Annotated in this window: 23 protein-coding genes; 20 read left to right on the forward strand and 3 right to left on the reverse strand. The window is 67.9% G+C overall.

The genetic code is table 11. The features are described 5' to 3' along the window. The first annotated feature begins 149 nt into the window (after positions 1 to 149). The 10 genes from BST28156_RS26070 (at position 150) to arsB (ending at position 6,165) form a co-directional block, all read left to right on the forward strand. Complete coding sequence (locus BST28156_RS26070) at positions 150 to 1,313, forward strand: aldose epimerase family protein (protein WP_012217817.1); 1,164 nt, start codon at positions 150 to 152, stop codon at positions 1,311 to 1,313. 94 nt (positions 1,314 to 1,407) lie between these two features. Further along, positions 1,408 to 1,770: an ArsR/SmtB family transcription factor gene (locus BST28156_RS26075; RefSeq protein WP_006413246.1), complete on the forward strand. Its 363-nt coding sequence runs from the start codon at positions 1,408 to 1,410 to the stop codon at positions 1,768 to 1,770. Beyond that, on the forward strand, positions 1,748 to 2,233 hold the full coding sequence (locus tag BST28156_RS26080; protein WP_012217818.1) for an SRPBCC family protein: 486 nt from the start codon (positions 1,748 to 1,750) through the stop codon (positions 2,231 to 2,233). Before BST28156_RS26075 ends, BST28156_RS26080 begins: the two co-directional genes overlap by 23 nt. A 537-nt stretch (positions 2,234 to 2,770) precedes the next feature. Continuing rightward, on the forward strand, positions 2,771 to 2,995 hold the full coding sequence (locus tag BST28156_RS26085) for a hypothetical protein (protein WP_006402907.1): 225 nt from the start codon (positions 2,771 to 2,773) through the stop codon (positions 2,993 to 2,995). A 315-nt stretch (positions 2,996 to 3,310) separates the two neighbouring features. Then, on the forward strand, positions 3,311 to 3,595 hold the full coding sequence (locus tag BST28156_RS26090) for a hypothetical protein (protein WP_006402908.1): 285 nt from the start codon (positions 3,311 to 3,313) through the stop codon (positions 3,593 to 3,595). A gap of 37 nt (positions 3,596 to 3,632) precedes the next feature. Beyond that, a complete protein-coding gene (locus BST28156_RS26095; protein ID WP_006402909.1) occupies positions 3,633 to 3,842 on the forward strand; it encodes a hypothetical protein in 210 nt (69 codons plus the stop codon). Between the two features lie 36 nt (positions 3,843 to 3,878). Next, positions 3,879 to 4,091, forward strand: a complete 213-nt coding sequence (gene rpsU / locus BST28156_RS26100) for a 30S ribosomal protein S21 (protein ID WP_012217819.1) — start codon at positions 3,879 to 3,881, stop codon at positions 4,089 to 4,091. A 120-nt stretch (positions 4,092 to 4,211) separates the two neighbouring features. Further along, positions 4,212 to 4,553, forward strand: a complete 342-nt coding sequence (locus BST28156_RS26105) for an ArsR/SmtB family transcription factor (protein ID WP_006408539.1) — start codon at positions 4,212 to 4,214, stop codon at positions 4,551 to 4,553. Positions 4,554 to 4,571: 18 nt separating this feature from the next. Then, positions 4,572 to 5,093 (forward strand): arsenate reductase ArsC, encoded by a 522-nt coding sequence (locus tag BST28156_RS26110; protein ID WP_012217820.1) that lies wholly within the window; start codon positions 4,572 to 4,574, stop codon positions 5,091 to 5,093. After that, complete coding sequence (gene arsB, locus BST28156_RS26115; RefSeq protein ID WP_012217821.1) at positions 5,080 to 6,165, forward strand: ACR3 family arsenite efflux transporter; 1,086 nt, start codon at positions 5,080 to 5,082, stop codon at positions 6,163 to 6,165. The genes BST28156_RS26110 and arsB overlap by 14 nt, the downstream gene beginning before the upstream one ends. Positions 6,166 to 6,190: 25 nt before the next feature. Here arsB and BST28156_RS26120 read toward each other — a convergent pair whose 3' ends face one another. Together BST28156_RS26120 and BST28156_RS26125 are read right to left on the reverse strand one after the other, a co-directional pair. After that, on the reverse strand, positions 6,191 to 7,576 hold the full coding sequence (locus BST28156_RS26120; RefSeq protein WP_012464958.1) for a hypothetical protein: 1,386 nt from the start codon (positions 7,574 to 7,576) through the stop codon (positions 6,191 to 6,193). Between the two features lie 77 nt (positions 7,577 to 7,653). Next, a complete protein-coding gene (locus BST28156_RS26125) occupies positions 7,654 to 8,418 on the reverse strand; it encodes a 2-keto-4-pentenoate hydratase (protein ID WP_012217823.1) in 765 nt (254 codons plus the stop codon). Positions 8,419 to 8,674: 256 nt separating this feature from the next. Between BST28156_RS26125 and BST28156_RS26130 the strand changes: the two genes are divergently transcribed. The 10 genes from BST28156_RS26130 to BST28156_RS26175 all read left to right on the forward strand — a co-directional run bounded on the left by BST28156_RS26130 (position 8,675) and on the right by BST28156_RS26175 (position 21,514). Beyond that, on the forward strand, positions 8,675 to 9,163 hold the full coding sequence (locus BST28156_RS26130) for a universal stress protein (protein ID WP_012217824.1): 489 nt from the start codon (positions 8,675 to 8,677) through the stop codon (positions 9,161 to 9,163). Then, entirely contained in the window at positions 9,163 to 9,354 is a 192-nt protein-coding gene (locus tag BST28156_RS26135; protein WP_012464957.1) for a DUF2964 family protein, read from the forward strand. The genes BST28156_RS26130 and BST28156_RS26135 overlap by 1 nt, the downstream gene beginning before the upstream one ends. A 257-nt stretch (positions 9,355 to 9,611) precedes the next feature. Then, positions 9,612 to 13,388, forward strand: coding sequence for a nitrate reductase subunit alpha (locus BST28156_RS26140; protein WP_012217825.1), 3,777 nt, complete (start codon positions 9,612 to 9,614; stop codon positions 13,386 to 13,388). Further along, entirely contained in the window at positions 13,385 to 14,920 is a 1,536-nt protein-coding gene (narH, locus tag BST28156_RS26145) for a nitrate reductase subunit beta (RefSeq protein ID WP_012217826.1), read from the forward strand. The genes BST28156_RS26140 and narH overlap by 4 nt, the downstream gene beginning before the upstream one ends. Further along, positions 14,917 to 15,609, forward strand: a complete 693-nt coding sequence (narJ, locus tag BST28156_RS26150) for a nitrate reductase molybdenum cofactor assembly chaperone (RefSeq protein WP_012217827.1) — start codon at positions 14,917 to 14,919, stop codon at positions 15,607 to 15,609. The genes narH and narJ overlap by 4 nt, the downstream gene beginning before the upstream one ends. A gap of 25 nt (positions 15,610 to 15,634) precedes the next feature. Then, positions 15,635 to 16,318 (forward strand): respiratory nitrate reductase subunit gamma, encoded by a 684-nt coding sequence (narI, locus tag BST28156_RS26155; protein ID WP_006402922.1) that lies wholly within the window; start codon positions 15,635 to 15,637, stop codon positions 16,316 to 16,318. 9 nt (positions 16,319 to 16,327) lie between these two features. After that, entirely contained in the window at positions 16,328 to 17,116 is a 789-nt protein-coding gene (locus tag BST28156_RS26160) for a peptidylprolyl isomerase (RefSeq protein WP_012217828.1), read from the forward strand. A gap of 17 nt (positions 17,117 to 17,133) precedes the next feature. Continuing rightward, positions 17,134 to 18,402 carry an MFS transporter gene (locus BST28156_RS26165; protein ID WP_012217829.1) on the forward strand — a complete coding sequence of 423 codons (1,269 nt, stop codon included), beginning with the start codon at positions 17,134 to 17,136 and terminating at the stop codon, positions 18,400 to 18,402. A gap of 108 nt (positions 18,403 to 18,510) precedes the next feature. Further along, entirely contained in the window at positions 18,511 to 20,238 is a 1,728-nt protein-coding gene (locus BST28156_RS26170; protein WP_012217830.1) for a site-specific integrase, read from the forward strand. Positions 20,239 to 20,602: 364 nt separating this feature from the next. Beyond that, on the forward strand, positions 20,603 to 21,514 hold the full coding sequence (locus BST28156_RS26175; protein ID WP_012217831.1) for a hypothetical protein: 912 nt from the start codon (positions 20,603 to 20,605) through the stop codon (positions 21,512 to 21,514). Between the two features lie 87 nt (positions 21,515 to 21,601). Here the strand turns inward: BST28156_RS26175 and BST28156_RS26180 are convergent, their stop codons facing one another. Beyond that, on the reverse strand, positions 21,602 to 22,924 hold the full coding sequence (locus BST28156_RS26180) for a HipA domain-containing protein (protein WP_012217832.1): 1,323 nt from the start codon (positions 22,922 to 22,924) through the stop codon (positions 21,602 to 21,604). Positions 22,925 to 23,063: the final 139 nt, after the last annotated feature.

Consider the following 23,063-nt stretch of genomic DNA (forward strand, 5'->3'; position numbering starts at 1 on the left):
TTCTATTCGCTCACATGCCGCCCCGCGTCGACGCACGCGCGCCCGCATCGCAAAGACGCCAGCAGGCATACAACTTGCGCACAGCGCACGCTTTCCGCAACGCGCGGACGCGCACCGCGATACGAACGAAACCGCTTCGGAGGCTTGTGATGAAACGACTCTGGCTGCAGCGCGCAATCGCCATGATCTTCCTGTACGCAACGATCGGCACCGCGGCGAACGCGGCATCGCCGTCGGCGGACGTATCGGTCCATCGCAGCGACTACGGCGTCACGCGCACCGGTCGCGCGGTGAGCCAGTACACGCTGAGCAACGCGCACGGCGTGACGCTGAAAGTCATCACGTACGGCGGCATCGTGACGGCGCTCGAAGTGCCGGACCGAACCGGCAAGGTCGCCGACATCGTGCTGGGCTTCGATTCGCTGGCCGACTACGAAGCGCACAACGGCAACATTCATTTCGGCGCGCTGATCGGCCGCTACGCAAATCGCATCGCGCACGGGCGTTTCTCGCTCGACGGCAACACGTGGCAGTTGCCGCTCAACGACGGGCCGAACACGCTGCACGGCGGGCCCGACAGTTTCGACGCGAAGGTGTGGACGGTCACCGCCGCGCGCAGCGACGGCCAGCGTGCGAGCGTCACGCTGCGCTACGTGAGCCCCGACGGCGAGAACGGCTTTCCCGGCACGCTGACGACGGACGTCACCTACACGCTGACGAACGACGACGTGATCCGCATCGACTATCGCGCGACGACCGACAAGGACACCGTCGTCAACCTGACGAACCACAGCTATTTCAATCTCGCCGGGCACGACAGCGGCAGCGTCGAGCGGCAATTGATCGAGATCGACGCGTCGCGCTTCACGCCGACCGACGCGACGTCGATTCCGACCGGCGAACTCGCGAGCGTCGCCGGCACGCCGATGGATCTGCGCGCGCCCACGCCGATCGGTGCGCGCTTGCGCAGCGCGTATCCGCAACTCGCGATGGCGCACGGCTACGATCACAACTGGGTGCTCGATCACGGCGGCGAAGCGGCGCCCGCGTTTGCGGCGCGCGCCTACGATCCGGCGTCGGGCCGCTTTCTCGCGCTATACACGACGCAGCCGGGGCTCCAGTTCTACACGTCGAACGGCCTGAACGGCAGCGTCGTCGGCAAGGGCGGCACCGTTTATCGGCAAACGGATGCGTTCGCGCTCGAAGCCGAGCATTTCCCCGATTCGCCGAATCATCCGTCGTTCCCGACGACCGTGCTGAAGCCTGGCCAGACGTTGCACGAAGTGACGTTGTGGAAGGTGGGCGCACGATGACGCGTGAGCGTCCTCTGACTCTCACGACAGCCGCCGCAGCACGCGCATCAAGTTCCGGTTGAACACGCGCGCCCCGACGCCTATACTTAGCCGCATGGATAAGTATCAGTCGTCGATCGGCGACGTCTTCCACGCGCTGGCCGATCCGACGCGCGTGGCGATCGTCTGCGCGCTCGCGAGCGGTGCGCAGACGGTGTCGACGCTGGCCGCGCCGTTCGACATGGCGTTGCCTTCGTTCATGAAGCATCTGACGGTGCTCGAACGCAGCGGCTTGATCCTCACGTCCAAGTCCGGCCGCACGCGCACCTGCGAACTGCAGCCGCAGCGGCTGCAGCAAGCCGAGCGCTGGCTCGCCGAGCAGCGCGCGATGTGGGAAGCGCGATCCGATCGCATGGTCGAATTCGTCGAACGACTTCATCAACAGGAGCAAGCCGATGACCCGAAACGCCGCCGATAGCGCCGACTCGCGCGACCTCATGATCACGCGCGTGCTGCGCGCACCGCGCGCCGCGTTGTGGCGCGCATGGTCGGAACCCGATCTGCTGAAGGTGTGGTGGTGTCCGAAGCCGTGGACCACCGACGTGCTCGCGTTCGATCTGAAACCGGGCGGCGCGTTTCATACGTTGATGAAAGGGCCGGACGGAGGCATCAGCGACAACCCCGGCTGCTTTCTCGAGATCGTGCCGCAGTCGCGTCTCGCGTTCACCTCGATGCTGACGGCCGGCTGGCGCCCGAATACGCCGTGGATGGGTTTCACCGCGATCATCACGATGACCGACGAAGGCGAGGGCACGCGCTACGTCGCGCACGTGATGCATCCGGACGACGCATCGCGCGAGCAGCACGAGAAGCTCGGCTTCTTCGACGGCTGGAACATGGTGATCACGCAGCTCGACGAATTGGCCTGCACGCTGCGCTGATGCGCTTTCGCGCTCGACGTTCGACGTTCGACGTTCGACGAGCGCGCGTCGCCGCACGCGGGGCGCGTTCGCATTTGCTTCGGGATCCGGACGATGGCATGAAGGGCCGCATCGCCGCCCGCGTTCGTGCAGGGCGACGGAACCCGAAAATCGCAGAAAACGACGTCACAACACGAAATCGCTTGACAGTATCGTCGGTGCCACGTATTGTCCGCCGTTGAAATCTTCAAGAAGCGCGATTGCTGCTCGTCATTGCCGCCTTGCCGCGGCATCTGTTGTCCTCTCCCTCCTTGACCCTTTTCCGGTGCCCCGTCGGCGGCCCAGCGCGACTGCATGCGTTTGCAATGCATTGCGACGCCATGTGACGGATATCGGCATCGTCGAACGGTTCAACGGCAACAACGGAACAGGCTCACGCGAGCCTGGTACACGTTCGTCCACGTGTTGCGGATTGCACTCGCTCGAATCGCCCGGTTCCCGAATTCATCGGGGCTGCCGGCGCGTTCTTGTCGCCAACACTGAGATATTTGAATCACCATGCAAGCAACGAATACCCAACATTACGGCGGCTATGCCGTCGCCCCTTCCGCTCATCGGCTTCCGGACGGAAGCTTCTCGTCGAACCTGACGCTGCGCCGCACCGGCTGCCGCGCCGAGCCGACGTGCTACGAGTTCTACTCGCTCGACTACTTCAGCAGCGAGGAAGCCGCGTTGCGCCACTCGGCGCGCTGGGCACGCAACTGGATCGATACGCGCGGCTGAGCGCCGCAGTCGGTACGCGAACCGTTCGCGCTGCGTGCGCATCGCATGCGGCGACGGCGCGCTCGCTGCGACGCCTCGCACGCGCCGCGACGCCGGAAATAACCCGCGCGCGCAGCGGCCGATGCGCGTATGATGAACTTCTCCGAGCCGCCGCTGCTGTTCGACCGCTCCCCCCTCCATCGGCTGTCTTTACCGCGTCGCGCCTCTGCCACGCGCATCGTCGTCCCGTTATCCCGTCCGCCGCGCCTGCATCGGCGCTACCGGCAGCACGCGCTCGTCCGCGCGATTCGTCGCCACGAGCCTCAGGAGTTCACCATGAGCATGCATCTCTATCGCGGATTCGAAATCTATCCGCTGATCTATCCGCACGTGCCGGCGCAGCTCGGCAGCGCGCACAACTACGACGCGGGCTTCGACGCCGCCGTGAAGATCTGCCAGCGCGGCGCCGGCGACATGCTGACGCGCAGCCAGACGTTCCGCCTTGCCGAGCTGTCGCCGTTCGATACGGCCGGCGATGCGCGCCGCGCATCGCTGCGCTATGCGGAAACGATGATCGACGATAACCGCGACAAGCCGGGCTTTTTTGCCGACACGCTTTGACGCGACCGGCAACCCACCCTGGCCTTCGGAGGCAACCATGATCATCGACGATCTTCTCGATCTGATCCGGCGCGGCGAAGTAAGCGGAACCGATACGGCGCTGCCGTCCGGCGTCGGCGATTCGGCGCTCGCGCATCAGCAGGAGTTCCGGATGTTCGCGGCGGTACGTGCGCTAACGATCGGCTCCGGCTATACGGAGTTCGAATCCGACGAAATTGCGAGCGCCGTGATGACGCGGCTCGGCTGACGTTTTTCCCTTCAACGCTTCAACACAGGATCATTCATGACCAGCATCACGCTGAAAGCCAACGAGCCGATCGACGTCGCGCTCCGCCGGTTCCGCCGCGACATCGAGAAAACCGGGCTCATTCGCGAACTGCGCAGCCGCACGAGCTACGAGAAGCCGACGGCGATGCGCAAACGCAAGAAGGCGAGCGCCGTCGTGCGCCAGCGTTCGCGCGTGCGGCGCGCGCTGCCGCCGCGCAAGCTGTACTGATCTCGGCGTCCGGCCGCCGATCGTGCGCGGCCGCGGCGCCGCGCACCCAATGCGGCACGCAGGGCGGCTTTATTTCAACACTACTTGAAATATAGAAATGAATGCGCTATCGTGCCGCGCATGGATTCCAATCACGTCGTCCGCGCGCTGAGCGCGCTCGCGCACGAATCGCGGCTCGCGATTTTCCGTGCGCTCGTGGTGGCCGGCCCCAACGGCCTCGCCGCCGGTGAGATCGCGCAACGGCTCGGGCTGTCGCCGTCGGGCCTGTCGTTTCATCTGAAGGATCTGTCGCATGCCGGCCTCGTGCAGTCGCGGCAGGAAGGGCGCTTCGTGTTCTATACGGCGCACTTCGATGCGATGAACGGCCTGATCGGTTTCCTGACGGAGAACTGCTGCGCGGGCGCAAGCTGCGCGGCGAGCGACGCGCGCGGCTGCTGTCCGCCCGCGGCGAATCCGTCGTGATCTTCCGTGGAGCCGCGTGTGACCGACCGACCTTATTCGATTCTGATTCTCTGCACCGGCAACACGTCGCGTAGCGTGATGGCCGAAGCGCTGTTCAACGTCCTGGGAAACGGCCGGTTTCGCGCGTATAGCGCGGGCAGCCGCCCGGCGGGCGTCGTCAATCCGTTCGCGATCGAGCAGTGCGCGGCGCTCGGCTACGATACGTCGCAGCTGCGCAGCAAGAGCTGGGACGAATTCGCGCGGCCCGATGCGCCGCAGATGGATTTCGTGCTGACCGTGTGCGACGCGGCGGCCGGCGAAGCGTGTCCGGTGTGGCCGGGCCGGCCGATCACCGCGCACTGGGGATTCGAAGATCCGGCCGCGTGCGCGGGCAGCGACGACGAGAAACGCAGCGTATTCGACAAGGTGCGCCGCCAGATCGCGCACCGCGTGAGCCGATTCCTGGCGCTGCCGCTCGACGCGCTCGATCGCGACGCGATTCGGCACGCGATGCGCGCGATTGGCGAAGAGCCGGGGCAGGCGTGCGATGAGCGGCACTGATACGACGCTCGGCGCCGCGCGTCCGGCCATCGGGTTTTTCGAGCGCTACCTGAGCGCGTGGGTCGCGCTCTGCATCGTCGCGGGCATCGCGCTCGGCCAGCTGTTGCCGGACGTGTTTCGCGCGCTCGGCCGGATGCAGGTCGCGCAGGTGAACCTGCCGGTCGGCGTGCTCGTCTGGGTGATGATCGTGCCGATGCTGGTCAAGATCGACCTGGCGGCGATGTCGCGCGTGCGCAGCCAATGGCGCGGCATCGGCGTCACGCTCTTCGTCAACTGGCTGATCAAGCCGTTCTCGATGGCGCTGCTCGGCTGGGTGTTCGTGCGTCACGTGTTCGCACCGTGGCTGCCGGCCGCGCAGCTCGACAGCTACGTCGCGGGCCTGATTCTCCTCGCGGCCGCGCCGTGTACCGCGATGGTGTTCGTCTGGTCGCAGCTGTGCGACGGCGATCCGTATTTCACGCTGTCGCAGGTCGCGCTCAACGACGCGATCATGGTCGTCGCGTTCGCGCCGCTCGTCGCGCTGCTGCTCGGGCTGTCGGCGATCACGGTGCCGTGGGACACGCTGATCATGTCGGTCGTGCTGTACATCGTGATTCCGGCGCTCGTCGCGCAATGGCTGCGCCGGCGCTGGCTCGCGCGCGGCGAGGCCTATTTCCGTCGCGCCGTCGCGCGTCTTGGCCCGTATTCGATCGGCGCGCTGCTCGCCACGCTCGTGCTGCTGTTCGCGTTCCAGGGCGACGCGATCGTCGACGCGCCGCGCGTGATCGCGCTGCTCGCGGTGCCGATCCTGATCCAGGTCCTGTTCAATTCCGGTCTCGCGTATCTGCTGAATCGGCGGCTCGGCGTCGCGCACTGCGTCGCCGGTCCGTCGAGCCTGATCGGCGCGAGCAATTTCTTCGAACTCGCCGTCGCGACCGCCATCAGCCTGTTCGGCTTTCACTCGGGCGCGGCGCTCGCGACGGTCGTCGGCGTGCTGATCGAGGTGCCGGTGATGTTGTTCGTCGTCGGTGTCGTGAATCGATCGCGACGCTGGTACGAAGCGGCGCCGCACACGCACCACGGCGCACGATGAACGGACGCGACGCGGCGGTCGCGCGTCACGCCGCCGCGTCGCCGATCGCCACCAGCAGATCGTCGATCCGCACCATCAGCTCGCGCACCTGACGCAGCGTCGAATACTGGTGCAGCACGGAGCGCCATTGCGGCACGCCGACGAGCGCTTCCCAGATCACGCCGAGCATGCGCGGATCGGCGTCGCCGGTTCGCAGCAGCGTACTCGCATAGTCGAGGCTCGCCTGCGCGCACAGCAGCTGCATGCGGCTGGCCGCGCCGAGCAGGCGCGGCGTCACCTCCGCGTGCTCGTCGCAGCAGTACATCACTTCGCGCGGCAGCGTCGCTTCGTCGGTCGTCAGCGCACGGAGCGACGCACCCGTCACGCGTACCGCGCCCTGCCGCGTATCGAACGAATACACGGTGCCCGCGTCGGCCTGGGCGAGCAGCCGCAACCCGCGCTGCAGTCTAGGCAGATCGGTGGTCGCCGCATCCGCGGACGCCTTCGCTTCGACGAGAAAGCAGACGTTCCAGACCGGCGCCTGCGCATCGTCGTTCGCACGCTCGAGCAATACCGCATCCCATTCCGTCTTGGCGCGATCGTGCGGACCGGGTATCGCCGACGGCACGCGCATCGAGGTCACGACGCGATAGCGCGGCGTGCCGTCGTGCGCATCGAGCCGCTGCGCAAGCGCGTCGAGCGCCTGCGCGGCCGCCGCTTCGACGGCCGCACCGCGTTGCCGCGACGTGACGCCTTGTGCCACCGCCAGCGCGCTGCCCGACTGCGGGCCGTGCCGCGCGAGTAGCGCGCGGTAGCGGCGCACGGACGGATCGGATGCGAGCGCATCGATGCGTTGCAAGCGCGCGAGCGCCGGGCTGTCCGTCAGTTTCGCGAGTTCGCGCGCAAACGCGGGATCGCTCGCGGTGTCCGGGTGCGCGCGCCACCGCCGCACCGTCGCATCGAACGCGCTCCACGATGCGGAAAATGCCGCGGTATGGAGCTCCGCGAGCGCGTCGCGTTGCCACGCATGGGCGCAACGTTCGCGCTTCGCCGGATGCGCGAGCGTGTTGACGGTCGAGCGCAGCGCGCGCCGGTCCTGGTCGGCATGTGCAGACAACGCGGCGTAGTCGCGCACGCTCGGCGCGTCGTGACGCAGCACCGCCGCCTGAAACGCCGGATCGCCCATGTGCGGATCGACCGCATCGCGGATCATCCGCGCGAGCGCGGCGACGAAGCGGTCCTGCAGCGCGGCTTCGGGCGCCGTGTGCGCGGCGAGCGCGACGCGCGCCTCCTCGATCACGGTCGCGATCACGGTGGCCGCGTTCGTCGATGCGTCCAGCGACGACGAACGCGCGAGCGGCGGCAGCCGATAGCGGCGCACGACGGTGCGCAGGATGCGATCGAGCAGCGCGGGTAGCGGAATCGGCGGCATGGCGAGGACGCGGAGCGGAAAGGGCACGCCCTCCATGATGCCGGATTGCGTCGCCGGCGTGCGTGGACGGCGGTGCGTTATGCGGTCAGCGTGACCGCGAGGCTGCCGAGTTCGCCGAAGCGGACCGTCAGCGCGTCGCCGAGCGGCACCTCGATCGCGCCCGCATACGAACCGGTCGTCACGATCTGGCCGGCGCGCAGCGGCTCGCCGCGCGACGCGGCGAAGTTGGCGAGCCAGACGAGCGGCTTCAGCGGATCGCCGTCCGGATGGCGGCCGTCGATCGTGCGGTGCAGCTCGCCCTCGAACGCGATCTCGAACGCTTCGAGCGACGCATGCAGCCCGTCGCGCACGACGGGCCCGACGCAGAGCCCCTGATTGAACTGCGCATCGGCGAGCAATTCGAGCTTCGTCGCGCGTGCGGGTTCCGCATAGCGGCAGCCGAGCACTTCGAGCACGAGCCGCACTTCGCGGATCGCGTCGCGCACGTCGGCGTCGCTGTACGGCTGCGCGCGGGTCGGCAGGTCGCGATCGAGCACGAAGGCGATCTCGGGCTCGATCCGCACGCTCGGCGTGCTGGTGACGACGCGGTACGGCGCGCCGGCTTCGCGGATCGTCGACGCGAAAATCGGCGCGACGACGACGCGCTCGGGCGGCGGCAGCGCGCACTTCCATCCGCCGATCGCCTCGCCGAGCAGGTCCGCGACGCGATGCTGGATCGCGAGCGCGGTGTCGACGTCTTCGGGACGGAAAGCATCGGGCAGCAGCGGGCCGGGCGCGCCGGCATGGCGGGCGGCGACGAGATGCTGGGCGGCGCCGTCCACGCGTTCGATAGTCGTTGTCATGTCGGTTGAGCGTAGTGAAAGGAAGCCGGCAAACGAGCCGGACGAAACGAATCATGTCGATGATAACGTTTTCGATGCGGGGACTGCAGGGCGCGGCCGCGCGGGCCGCCGCGTGCGGGCGCGACCCGCGCGTCGCTTTGACGCACGCAGCGGCGCAACCTCGATTGACCGCGCGCAACGTCGGGCGCCGCCGATCCGCGGATGATGGTCGCATGGCCGCACGAACCTCCGTGCGGCGGCAACCGGAGAGAGCCGCATGTACAACACGATCATGGTCGCGTTCGACGGCAGTGCGTCGTCGAAACACGCGCTCGACGAGGCGCTGAAAATCGCGAAAGCGAATGGCGCGCAGGTCGCGGTCGTCTATGTCGTCGACAGATCCGCGCTGTTCGCGTACGCGGGCCGCTTCGATCCGCAGGCGCTGGTCGACGAACTGCGCCGCGACGGGATCGACGCACTGCGCGCGGCCGAGCACGCGATCAGGCAAGCGTCGGTGAACGGCGACACCGGACTCGTCGAAACCGACGGCCTTGGCGAGGACGTCGCCGCACGACTGCAACGCTATGCGAACGAGCACGACGTCGATCTCGCGGTGGTCGGCACGCACGGGCGGCGCGGGATTCAGCGGATGCTGCTCGGCAGCGTCGCCGAACGCTTCGTGCGCCGCGCATGCTGCCCGGTGCTGCTGATTCGCGGCGAGCGTGCACCTGCGTCGTCCGATGTGGGCAGCGGCGCGGACGCATGATGAGCGGCCGCCCGTCGAAGATCGTCATCGCGACGGTCGCGGTGTTCGTGACGCTGCTCGGCATGATGGCCGTCGTCGTCGGGCTGCTGTTCGACGAGCCGACCGCACTGCACGGCGGCGCGATCGCGCTGATCGTCGGCGTGTGCGGATTCGTCGTGATGCTGAACGTCGCCGACAAGCGCGACGCATGATGCGACGGCAGCACTGTCGACGACGTGCTGCCAACGGCGCACGAATCGATCAGGACATCGACATGGTTTCAATTCCGGTGAATCGATCGGGTAAGCAATGTCGTGGTTCGTATCGGTAAACGATGCGCCGAACGTCGCCACCATGACGATGATCCGCCACGCGCAGCATGCAGGCCGAAACGCGTCCTTTACTTCGCCGTTGCGGCCTCCTTAAATGATCAAGGTCTGCCGAAAGACCGTAAAAGAACGAGATCCCCATGAGCCATTTCCTGGATAGATTGCGTTACTTCACGACGGCGCGGCCGCGCTTCTCCGACGGCCACGGCGCCGTCACCGACGAGGATCGTCAGTGGGAGGACGGCTATCGGCTGCGCTGGCAGCACGACAAGGTCGTCCGCTCGACACACGGCGTCAACTGCACCGGTTCGTGCTCGTGGAAGGTCTACGTGAAAGGCGGGATCGTCACGTGGGAAACGCAGCAGACCGACTATCCGCGCACGCGCCCCGACATGCCGAATCACGAGCCGCGCGGCTGCTCGCGCGGCGCGTCGTACTCGTGGTACCTGTACAGCGCGAACCGTCTCAAGCATCCGCTCGTGCGCAGCGCGCTCGTGAAGCTGTGGCGCGAGCGGCGCCGCACGATGGCGCCGGTCGAGGCATGGCGCTCGATCGTCGACGACGACGAAGCGCGCCGCGCGTATCAGAGCCGGCGCGGGCTCGGCGGTTTCGTGCGCGCGAGCTGGGACGAGGTCAACGAGATCGTCGCGGCGGCCAATGTCCACACTGTGGGACGTCACGGCCCCGATCGCGTTGTCGGCTTCTCGCCGATCCCGGCGATGTCGATGGTGTCGTATGCGGCCGGCTCGCGGTATCTGTCGCTGATCGGCGGCGTGTGCCTGAGCTTCTACGACTGGTACTGCGACCTGCCGCCCGCGTCGCCGCAAACCTGGGGCGAGCAGACCGACGTGCCCGAATCGGCGGACTGGTACAACTCGACCTTCATCATGATGTGGGGCTCCAACGTCCCGCAGACGCGCACGCCCGATGCGCACTTTCTCGTCGAGGCGCGCTATCGCGGCACCAAGGTCGTGTCGGTGTTCCCCGACTATTCGGAGGGCGCGAAATTCGGCGACCTGTGGCTGCATCCGAAGCAGGGCACCGACGCGGCGCTCGCGCTCGCGATGGGCCATGTGATCCTGAAGGAGTTTCATCTCGCGGGCCCGACGCGCAGCGACTACTTCGTCGACTACTGCAAGCGCTATACCGACATGCCGTGCCTCGTGCGGCTCGTGCCGCACGGCGACGGCTACGTGCCCGAGCGGCTCGTGCGTGCGTCGGACTTCGACGACGCGCTCGACGAGGCCGCGCATCCCGAGTGGAAGACCGTGATGATCGACGATGCGACGGGCGAGTTCGTCGTGCCGGTCGGCTCGGTCGGCTTCCGCTGGGCGCAGCAGGGCGCCGCGGACGCCGGCAAGTGGAACCTGCGCAGCGAGACGTCGGGCGGCGCGGCGCTGTCGCCGCGGCTGTCGTGCACGACCGAGCACGACGACGTGGTGGAGGTACGGTTCCCGTACTTCGGCAATCAGCCGCATGCGCACTTCAACTCGACGCAGCATCGCGCGGAACTGTCGCGCCGGATCGGCGTGCGCCGCATCGCGACGCGCAACGGCGAGATGCTGGTCGCGACCGTGTACGACCTGTTCGTCGCGAACTACGGGCTCGATCAGGGGCTCGGCGGCCGCGACGTGGCCGCGAGCTACGACGACGATCTGCCGTACACGCCCGCGTGGCAGGAAGCGATCACGGGCGTGAAGCGTGCGGACGTGATCGCGGTCGCGCGCCAGTTCGCGGAGAACGCGCACAAGACGCAGGGCAAGTCGATGGTGATCATCGGCGCGGGGATCAACCACTGGTTCCATATGGACATGTCGTACCGCGCGATCATCAACATGCTGATCATGTGCGGCTGCATCGGCAAGCCGGGCGGCGGCTGGTCGCATTACGTGGGCCAGGAGAAGCTGCGCCCGCAGACGGGCTGGACCGCGCTCGCGTTCGCGCTCGACTGGCACCGTCCGCCGCGTCACATGAACTCGACCTCGTTTTTCTACGCGCACACGGACCAGTGGCGCTACGATCCGATGGACCCGGCGGCGCTGCTGTCGCCGCTCGCGGATCCGTCGCAATTCCAGGGCGCGCCGATCGACTACAACGTGCGCGCGGAGCGGATGGGCTGGCTGCCGTCGGCGCCGCAGCTCGCGCGCAATCCGCTGCAGGTCGGCGCGCAGCTTGCCGATCCGGCGCAGGCGGGTGCCGAAATCGCGCAGCAGCTGAAGTCGGGCACGCTGCGCATGGCCTGCGAAGACCCCGACGCGCCGGAAAACCATCCGCGCAACCTGTTCGTCTGGCGCTCGAACCTGCTCGGTTCGTCGGGCAAGGGTCACGAGTATTTCCTCAAGCATCTGCTCGGCACGACGCACGGCGTGCAGGGCGAAGACCTCGGCGCGACGGGCGGCCGGCGTCCCGACGAAGTGACGTGGCGCGACGACGCGCCGCGCGGCAAGCTCGATCTGCTCGTGACGCTCGACTTCCGGATGTCGACGACCTGCATGTATTCGGACGTCGTGCTGCCGACCGCGACGTGGTACGAGAAGGACGACATGAACACGTCCGACATGCATCCGTTCATCCATCCGCTGTCGGCGGCCGTCGATCCCGCGTGGGAGGCGAAAAGCGACTGGGAGATCTTCAAGGGCATCGCGAAGCGCTTCTCCGAACTCTGCGACGGCCATCTCGGCGTCGAGCGCGACGTCGTGCTCGCACCGATCGCGCACGACACGCCGGCCGAGCTCGCGCAGCCGTTCGACGTGCGCGACTGGAAGCGCGGCGAATGCGAGCCGGTACCGGGCCGCACGATGCCGTCGGTGGCCGTCGTCGAGCGCGACTATCCGAACACGTACGCGCGCTTCACGTCGCTCGGCCCGCTGATGGACACGCTCGGCAATGCGGGCAAGGGGATCGGCTGGGACACGCAGGACGAAGTGAAGCTGCTCGGCGAGCTGAACTATCGCGTCGAGGCGGGCGCGACGCAGGGCCGCCCGCGCATCGATACCGCGCTCGACGCGGCCGAGGTGATCCTCGCGCTCGCGCCCGAGACGAACGGCGAGGTCGCGGTGAAGGCCTGGCGTGCGCTGTCGCGCACGACGGGCATCGATCACACGCATCTGGCCGCCGCGCGTGCGGACGAGAAGATCCGCTTCCGCGACATCCAGGCGCAGCCGCGCAAGATCATCTCGTCGCCGACGTGGAGCGGGATCGAGTCGGAACACGTGTCGTACAACGCGGGCTACGTCAACGTGCACGAGCTCGTGCCGTGGCGCACGCTGACGGGCCGCCAGCAGCTCTATCAGGATCATCCGTGGATGCGCGCGTTCGGCGAGTCGCTGTGCGTGTACAAGCCGCCGATCGACACGGGCAGCTACGCGCACATGCTCGGCAAGCGCTCGAACGGCAACCCGGAACGCGTGCTGAACTTCCTGACGCCGCACCAGAAGTGGGGCATTCACAGCACGTACACGGACAACCTGCTGATGCTGACGCTGTCGCGCGGCGGGCCGATCGTCTGGATGTCGGAGGACGACGCGAAGGCGATCGGCGTGGCCGACAACGACTGGATCGAGTGCTACAACGCGAACGGCGCGCTGTGCGCGCGCGCGGTGGTGAGCCAGCGGATTCCGGCCGGGATGGTGATGATGTATCACGCGCAGGAAAAGATCGTGAACACGCCGGGCTCCGAAATCACCGGTACGCGCGGCGGCATCCATAACTCGGTCACGCGCATCGCGCTGAAGCCGACGCACATGATCGGCGGCTACGCGCAGCTGTCGTACGGCTTCAACTACTACGGAACGGTCGGCTCGAACCGCGACGAGTTCCTGATCGTGCGCAAGATGAACCGGATCGACTGGCTCGACGGAGAAGAACACGCGGGCCACCCGACAACGCAGGCGGTACGCGAAGGAGAAGCATCATGAAAGTACGCGCACAGATCGCGATGGTGCTGAATCTCGACAAATGCATCGGTTGCCACACGTGCTCGGTGACCTGCAAGAACGTCTGGACGAGCCGCGAAGGCATGGAATACGCGTGGTTCAACAATGTCGAGACGAAGCCGGGCATCGGCTATCCGAAGGACTGGGAGAACCAGGACCGCTGGCGCGGCGGCTGGCAGCGCCGCGCGGACGGCAAGATCGAGCCGCGCCTGGGCAGCAAGTGGCGGCTGCTCGCGCAGATTTTCGCGAACCCGCATCTGCCCGAGATCGACGACTACTACGAACCGTTCACGTTCGACTATGCGCATCTGCAGGAAGCCGGCAACACGAACGCGATGCCCGTTGCACGGCCGCGTTCGCTCGTGAGCGGCCAGCGGCTCGAGAAGATCGAGTGGGGGCCGAACTGGGAGGAAATCCTCGGCGGCGAGTTCGAGAAGCGCGCGCAGGATTACAACTTCGAGGACGTGCAAAAGGAGATCTACGGGCAGTTCGAGAACACGTTCATGATGTACCTGCCGCGCTTGTGCGAGCACTGCCTGAATCCGGCGTGCGTCGCGTCGTGCCCGTCGGGCTCGATCTACAAGCGCGAGGAGGACGGCATCGTGCTGATCGACCAGGACAAGTGCCGCGGCTGGCGCATGTGCGTGTCGGGATGCCCGTACAAGAAGATCTACTACAACTGGCAAAGCGGCAAGGCCGAGAAGTGCATCTTCTGCTATCCGCGCATCGAGGCCGGGCAGCCGACCGTCTGCTCGGAAACCTGCGTCGGCCGCATCCGTTATCTCGGCGTGCTGCTGTACGACGCCGACCGCATCGGCGAAGCGGCGAGCGTCGAGAACGACAAGGACCTGTACGACGCGCAGCTGTCGCTGTTCCTCGATCCGGACGATCCGGCCGTGATCGCGCAGGCCGAGCGCGACGGCGTGCCGGCCGCCTGGCTCGAGGCCGCGCGCCGCTCGCCGACCTACAAGATGGCGATCGACTGGAAGATCGCGTTCCCGCTGCATCCGGAATACCGGACGCTGCCGATGGTCTGGTACGTGCCGCCGCTGTCGCCGATCAACGCGGCCGCGAACAGCGGCACGCTCGGGATGAACGGCTATCTGCCCGACGTCGAATCGCTGCGCATTCCGCTGCGTTATCTCGCGAACCTGCTGACCGCCGGCGACGAAGCGCCCGTGAAGCTCGCGCTCGAGCGGCTGCTCGCGATGCGCGCGTTCATGCGCGCGCGGCACGTGGACGGCATCGAGGCGCGCGGCGTGCTCGACCAGGTCGGGCTGTCGGTCGCGCAGGTCGACGAGATGTACCGCTACCTTGCCATCGCGAACTACGAGGATCGCTTCGTGATCCCGACCACGCATCGCGAGTATGCGGAGAACGCGTACGACCTGCGCGCCTCGTGCGGCTTCTCGTTCGGCAACGGCTGTTCGGACGGCCGGTCGTCCGCGAGCCTGTTCAGCGCGAAGAAGGAGAAGGGCACGAAGACGATTCCGATTCGCGAGGTGTCGCGATGAGCAGCGCACCCGATCCGACCTACGCGGCATTTGCGGCGCTGCTCGACTATCCGGACGACGCGCTCGTCGATGCGCTCGATTCGATCGAAGCGCATCTGCGCGACGGCACGCGCACGCGCTGGCCGAAAGCGGTGCGCACGGGCCTCGAGCGGTTCTTCGCGTATCTGCGCGAACGCGATCTGCTGACGCTGCAGGAGAACTATGTCGCGCTGTTCGACCGCGGCCGCGCGACGTCGCTGCATCTGTTCGAGCACGTGCACGGTGAATCGCGCGACCGCGGCCAGGCGATGGTCGATCTGCTGCAGATGTACGAGCAGCATGGGCTGTATCTGAAGCCCGGCGAACTGCCGGACTATCTGCCGGTGTTCCTCGAATATCTGTCGCGGCTGCCGGCGCCCGACGCGCGCAATCTGCTCGGCGAGACCGGCGACATCCTGCGCGCGCTCGCGGCACAGCTCGCGCAGCGCGGCAGTCATTACAGCTTCGTCGTCGGCGCGCTGCTGCCGATGGCCGGGCTCGCACCGGCCGATGCGCCGACGTCGGCGGCCGACGACGCGGCGGCCGAGCGTCCCGACTATCGCGGGCTCGACGCCGCGTATGCGGACGAGGCCGTGCGTTTCGTCGGCGCGGCGACGCCGGCCGAGCAAACCGTGCAATTCCACGACCGGCGGCCCGCGCGTCGCGCGTGAGTGCCGCGTCTTACTGGGGAAAGCGATGAACGATTACCTGCATACGTTCCTGTTCGGGATCTACCCGTATATCTGTCTCGCGGTGCTGCTGCTCGGCAGCCTGATCCGCTTCGACCGCGAGCAGTACACGTGGAAAAGCGACTCGTCGCAACTGCTGCGGCACGGCGCGCTGCGGCTCGGCAGCAACCTGTTTCATTGGGGTGTGCTCGTCGTCGTGCTCGGGCACTTCGCGGGGTTTCTCGCGCCGCACTGGCTCGTGTCGCCGTTTCTGTCGGCGTCGGGCCACCAGCTCGTCGCGATGGTGGCGGGGGGCGCGGCCGGCCTCGTGTCGATCGTCGGGCTGACGATCCTGATCTGGCGGCGGCTCGGCGACGTGCGCATCCGTCGCAGCAGCCGGCAGTCCGACATCGTGATCGTGCTGATGCTGTGGCTGCAGCTCGCGCTCGGGCTCGGCACCGTCGTGCTGTCGACGCGCCACATGGACGGCGCGATGTTCGAGCAATTGACCGACTACGTGAAGGGCGTCGTCACGTTCCGGCCGGACGTCGCGAGCCTGCTCGTCGGCGTGCCGCTCACGTACCGGCTGCATATCCTGCTCGGCTTCACGATCTTCCTCGTCTCGCCGTTCACGCGGATGGTGCATATCTGGAGCGGCATCGCGTCGGTCGCCTATCTGGTCCGCCCGTATCAGCTCGTGCGCAAGCGCTGAAGGGATCGCATGAACGACGTTCTCTCCGAAGCCGCGACGGCGCCGCTCGTCGTCAACGGCATCGCGATCGGCGACGACGCGATCGCGGCCGAAGCCGAGCATCACGGCGATGCGCGCGACCCGCTCGATGCGGCACGGCATGCGCTCGCCGTGCGCGAACTGTTGCGGCAGCGTGCGGTGTCGCTCGCATTGCTCGACGAAGGCGCGCCGCTCGACGACGCGGCGCTCGACGCGCTGCTCGCGCGCGAGCTGACGCATGTGCCGGAGCCCGATCGCGCCGATTGCGAGCGCTACTACGCGCAGCATCCGGCGCGCTTTCGGCGCAACGACATCGTCTATGCGAGCCACGTGCTGTTCGCGGTGACCGACCGCGTGCCGCTCGCGCCGCTGCGGCAGCGCGCCGAGCGTGCGCTTGCCGACGTGGTGGCCGCGCCCGATACGTTCGACGCGGTGGCGCGCGCGTCGTCGAATTGTCCGTCGGCGCAGGTCGGCGGCAGCCTCGGGCAAGTGCTGCGCGGCGATACCGTGCCCGAGTTCGAAGCCGCGCTGTTCGATACCGACGGCCTCGGCGTGCTGCCGAAACTCGTCAACACGCGCTTCGGCTTTCATATCGTGCGGATCGACCGGCGCGTAGCGGGCGACACGGTGCCGTTCGACGCAGTCGCCGCGCAGATTGCCGCGCATCTGACGGCGCGCGTGCGCCAGCGCGCGATGCGGCAATACGTGGCGATTCTCGCGGGCGGCGCGCGCATCGAAGGCGTGCGCTTCGACGGCGCGAACGGGCCGCTCGTCCAATGACACGGGATTTTTCTGATATGGCAATTCGACAACAACAAAGTCCGGTACCGCCCGCGGGCGCGCCGGCGATTCCGCTGCGCGCATGGTCGGTGCTGGCCGGCAGTACGCTCGCCTTCATCGTGTGTTTCGTCGTGTGGATGATGTTCGGCGTGCTCGGCGTGCAGCTGCGCACGGAGCTCGGGCTGAACAGTACGGAATTCGGCCTGCTGACGTCGACGCCGGTGCTGACCGGCGCGCTGATGCGGCTGCCGCTCGGCACGTGGACCGACCGCTTCGGCGGCCGGATCGTGATGACGGTGCTGCTCGTCGTGTGCGCCGTGCCGGTCTATCTCGTGAGCTATGCGAACGCGCTGTGGCAGTTCCTCGTGATCGGCTTGTTTCTCGGCTGCGTCGGCGCATCGTTCGCGGTCGGCACGCCGTATGTCGCGCGTTTCTTTCCGCCCGAGCGGCGCGGGCTCGCGATGGGCGTGTTCGGCGCGGGCACCTGCGGCGCGGCCGTGAACCTGTTCGTCACGCCGCTGCTGCTGTCCGCATACGGCTGGCGCACGGTGCCGCGCGTCTACGCGGTCGCGCTGCTCGTCACGGCCGTGATCTTCTGGCTGATGTCCGCGCGCGATCCGGGCGCGGGCAAGGCGGCCGGCTCGTGGCTCGATTCGTTCAAGGTGCTGCGCGATCCGCGCGTGTGGCGGCTCTGCCAGTACTACTCGATCACGTTCGGCGGCTTTACCGCGCTGTCGCTGTGGATTCCGCAGTACCTGAAAGCCGAATACGGAATGTCGCTCGTGATGGCGTCCGCGTTCGCGGCCGGCTTCTCGCTGCCGGGCTCCGTGCTGCGCGCGCTCGGCGGCGCGCTCGCCGACCGCTTCGGCGCGCATGCCGTCACCTGGTGGGGGCTGTGGGTCGCGTGGATTTGCCTCTTCCTGCTGTCGTATCCGGCTACCGACTTCGTGATTCATACGATCGACGGCACGGCGGCGATCAACGTGTCGATGCCGGTCGCCGGTTTCGTCGCGCTGACGTTCGTGCTCGGCGCGGTGTTCGCGCTCGGAATGGCGTCGACCTTCAAGTACGTCGCCGACGACTTCCCGGACAACATGGGCGTCGTGACCGGCATCGTCGGCCTTGCGGGCGGGCTCGGCGGCTTCCTGTTGCCGATCCTGTTCGGGCTGCTGCTCGATCTGCTGCGCGTGCGCACGACCTGCTTCATGTTGCTGTACGGCGTCGTGTGGGTGTCGCTGATCCTGATCTATCTGTCCGAAGTGCGGCGCACGCCCGTCACGGGCTGAGGCGCTCGCCGCCTGCGGCGACGCGCTGCCGGCAGCGCGCGCCGTATCGCGACGGGCGCCGCGCTGCATGCGTTTTCTGCCGCGCGCAGTTCTGTCAAACTGGCGCCCATGAAACCGCGCGTCACGCTCCTGTCTTCCTCCGATCCCGTCCCTGCGCCCGCAGGCTTTCCCGATGCCGACGAACTCGCCGCGCTGCGCGCGTGGTATGCGGGGATGCCCGTGCGCGATGCGGTCGAGCGCTATCTGCCCGACCGCCTCGGCAACGGCCGCTCGGCGCGCGGCGTGATCGGCGGCATTCGCCGACGGCTCGTGCGCATCGCGCGCGAGGTCGGCCGCCCCGATCTCGCGGCCTGTCTCGCGCATCCCGACGGTGAGCGTTTACGGGAAGCGAAGGCGGCAACCGACGCGATCGGCGTGCTGCGGCATGCGCGCGCGCCGGTGCCGCAGATCGGCGACGCGATCGATGCGTGGCTGCCCGCGCGCGCGGTCGCCGCGCTGCGCGCGCACGGGATCGCGACGCTCGCCGATCTGACCGTGCGGATTCCGCGCCGGCGTCAGTGGTGGAAGGCGATCGCGGGCCTCGGCCTTGCCGGTGCGCGGCGCATCGAGGCGTTCTTCGCCGCGCATCCGGCGCTGACCGAGCGTGCGCGCGCGTTGATTGCCGCGACGCCGCGCGGCACGATCGTCCCATGGGAACAGCTGAAGCTGCCGCACGAAGTCGACGGATCGGCCGGCACGTTCCGCGCACCGCGCGCGACCTGCACACTCGACGCCGACAACGATTACGCGGCCGTGCATGCGTGGCTGTCGCTGCACGAGTCGGCCGCGACGCGGCGCGCCTACCGGAAGGAAGCGGAGCGGCTGATCCTCTGGGCGATCGTCGAGCGCGGCCGTGCGCTGTCGTCGTTGACGACCGAAGACGCGCTCGCGTATCGCGCGTTCCTGCGGCGGCCGACGCCGCACGAGCGCTGGATCGGGCCCGTGCGGCCACGCGGCGCGCCGGACTGGCGGCCGTTTTCCGGCGCGCTGTCGGCGCGCTCGGCCGCGTATGCGCTGTCGGTGCTCGGCGCGATGTTCCGCTGGCTGATCGAGCAGCGCTACGTGCTCGCGAATCCGTTTGCCGGCGTGAAGGTGCGCGACTCGCGCGGCGCGAGCGCGCTCGATACGTCGCACGCGTTTACCGAAGGCGAGTGGCTGCTGGTGCGGACGATCGCCGACGGACTCGAGTTCCGCAAGACCGACGTGCCGGCTGCCGCATGGACGCCGGCGGCCGCGCAGCGGCTGCGCTTCATCCTCGATTTCGGCTACGCGACCGGGCTGCGCGCGAGCGAACTGGTCGGCGCGACGCTCGGCGACATCGACACCGATGCGCACGGCGACGCGTGGCTGAAAGTCGTCGGTAAAGGCAGCAAGGCGGCGCGCGTCGCGTTGCCGCCGCTCGCGCGGACGGCGCTCGATCGCTATCTGGTCGCACGCCGATTACCGGTCACGCCGGTTCGCTGGCGGCCCGACACGCCGCTGATTTCGCGGCTCACCGAGGACGGTGCGGCGCCGATCACGAGCGTGCGGCTGTGGAAGGTGATGCAGCGCTTCTTCGTGCAGACGGCCGATCTCGTCGAAGCGGACAATCCGGCGCTCGCGCAGAAGCTGCGGCAGGCGAGCCCGCACTGGATGCGCCACACGCATGCGACGCATGCGCTCGCGCGCGGCGCGGAACTGACGACCGTGCGCGACAACCTGCGCCACGCGTCGATCTCGACCACGTCGATCTATCTGCACGGCGACGACGTGAAGCGTGCGCGGCAGCTGGCGAGTGCGTTCGCGGCAGACAAGTGAGCGTCGGGCGCGCTCGTTTTTCGGGCGGCGAGGTTGCGCGACGCGGGGAGCGGTCGATCGGAGCCGGCGACGCAGCGGCTCGTCGGCGCTCGGCCGATGACGCGGTGAAAGCCCGTCTCGACGATCCAGACCCGGTACATTGCCCATTTTATGGGCGCGCCGTGCAAACCCAGGCGGGACAAGGGAGAGCGCCGGTTTTCCACATGGTTGTCCAGTGAAACTGTGGATAGTGCGACGGCGTGCGGCGGCCGCCCGATCGCCGATCCTTGCGTACGATGAAACTCGGGCGGGCGCATCGCTGTCGATCCGGGCGTATGCTGTCCGTTTGATGCAGCCCTGTCGTGCAACCTGTTGGAGCACATGAATGGAGCTATCCGAACGCCTGCGCCCGATGCGGTTCGCCGGTCTTGCCGCCCGCGCGCTCGTCGCCCTCTGCTGTATCGCCTGGAGCGCCCTGTCGTTCGGCGCCGACGGCGCCGCCGCACTGCTCGAGCGCTACCACAGCCTCGGCGATCAACTGAAGAACAACCCGTTCCACCGCCCGCTGTACCTCGAGTCGTCGGAAGCGGCGTCGACGCTCAAGGGCGACATCTACGCGGTGGTCGACTACCCGTTCCAGGTCGTCAACGGCAAGTTGAACGATCCCGCGCAGGGCCCGGCGAACTGGTGTGCGGTGCTGATCCTGCATCTGAACACGAAGTATTGCCATGCGTCGTCCGGCGGCAACGGCGCGGTGCTCGACGTGAATATCGGACGCAAGACCGAGCAGAAACTGTCGGACACGTACCGGCTGCAGTTTCGCTATCGCGTCGCGGCTGCGACACCCGATTATTTCCAGGTCGACCTGACTGCCGACAGCGGGCCGATGAGCACGAAGGATTACCGGATCGCGCTGGAAGCCGTGCCGCTCGGCGAGTCGCGCACGTTCTTGCATCTGACGTATTCGTACGGCTTCGGCACGGTCGGCCGGCTCGCGATGAAGACGTACCTGTCGACGATCGGCAGCGACAAGGTCGGCTTCACGACCGTCGCCGATGCGTCGGGCGGCAAGCCGCACTATGTCGGCGGCGTGCGCGGGCTGCTCGAGCGCAACACGATGCGCTACTACCTCGCGATCGACGCGTATCTCGCGACGCTCGACAAGCCGCTCGACCAGCGTCTCGTGCGCTGGTTCGACGCGACCGAGCAGTATCCGCGGCAACTGCACGAGGTCGATCGCAGCGACTATCTGCAGATGAAGGCGCAGGAAGTGCAGCGGCAGCAGACGGCGCGGTAGCGGGCAACCGCGCGCCGCGCCGCGCATGCGCTGCACGCGGGTTCGACGCACGACACGCAGCGCGGCGCCGCGAACGGCGCGCGGCCGTCAGCGTGGCCGCAGCCGCTCGACCATCTCCTGAATCACGATGTGCCGGATCGCGCGCAGCAGATGCATCTCGCCGCCGAGCGTCGCGGTCAGCTCGGGGCGCGCATCGCGCATCGCATCGTTTTCGCGTGCGACTTCGGCGAGCAGCGCGTCCGCGTGCGCCGGTATCTGCGCGACGAGCGTGTCGAGATGGCGCTGCGCGGTCGCGCGCGTCAGGCCGAGCGCCGCGCCGGCCCGTTCGAGCACGTCGCGCGTGAAATCCGCATAGCGCTGCACGCCCGCGACCGGCCGCGTGAATTCCGTCAGATCGGGCCAGCGGCCGCGCGCACTGTATGCGGCGGTTTCGTAGACGCTGTCGCACAGCAGATCGTAGTGCGGTGCGAGTGCGAGCCCGCTGTCGCCGACGATGAAGCTGAGATTCTTCAGATGCGAATCGCCGTTGCCGACGATCACGCAGAACACGAGCCAGCGAAAGATCCGCAGCCGCACCGGCGCCGGCGCGCGGCACGCGTTCGCGAGTGCGGCCAGCGCGTCGAGCGACCAGCCCGTGTACTTCATCGTCGCGGGCAGGTTCAGCACCTGGCAGCCGTCGATCGCGTGGCGTCGTTCGACGCCCGCGTCGGTGTCGATGCGATCGAAACGACGGATCACGTAGACCGGCGCAGGCACGTAGCGGCGCTCGACGTCGGGCACGTCGAGGCCGACGCGGCGCGCGAGCGTCATCACGAACCATTCGTTGACGACCGAATGCGGATAGTCGTGCGCGTGCGGATGATTGGGCTTCAGGATATGCGTCGACACGGCCTGCCCGCTCGGCTCGAACAGACGGCCGTCGCGCAGCACGACGGGCAGCTTGTGCTGTGCGCCGGCGAGCGACATCTTCTTCGGCGCGTCGTGCGTGAGCGGCACGGCCGGCAGCGCGCGGATGCGCGCGTCGAGCGCGGCCGCGTCGAGCGGGCGCAGCGTCGTGTCGTCGTCCGCCGCGTCGTCGGGCAGGCGCAGCGTGACCGAGCCGGCCGATTCGCGCCCGTAATGCTCGAGCAGCGCGAAGGCATCGCCGATGTCGGGCAGCCCCGCGTCGCGCGCGAGCAGCGCGCGCACCGCTTCCTCGGGCAGCAGATTGTCGAAATACCACTGGACGGGGCGCGTCGTCGCGCCGTCGCGCAGCATGTCGGCCTGCAGCGGCAGGTGCGGACTCAGTGCGAAGTGCGCCGGATGCGCGAGCCACGACGGCGCGTATTCGAACGCCCACAGGTTGCGGTTTTCGTGCAGCGTGCCGATCGGTTCAGCGCCGATCGCCGCGATCAGCGTGCGTTCAGTCATGCGAAGCCTCGCCGTCGTTCGTGCGCGCGACGGGCGGCGGCGCTTCGCCGGCCTCGGCGAGCACGCGGCGCGCGATGTCGTGCGCGCGCGACGCGCCGGTGTCGGCGCGCTTGCCTGAGCGTGCGCCGCGCGGCGCGGT

The organism is Burkholderia pseudomultivorans (assembly GCF_902499075.1).
Lineage (GTDB): Bacteria > Pseudomonadota > Gammaproteobacteria > Burkholderiales > Burkholderiaceae > Burkholderia > Burkholderia pseudomultivorans.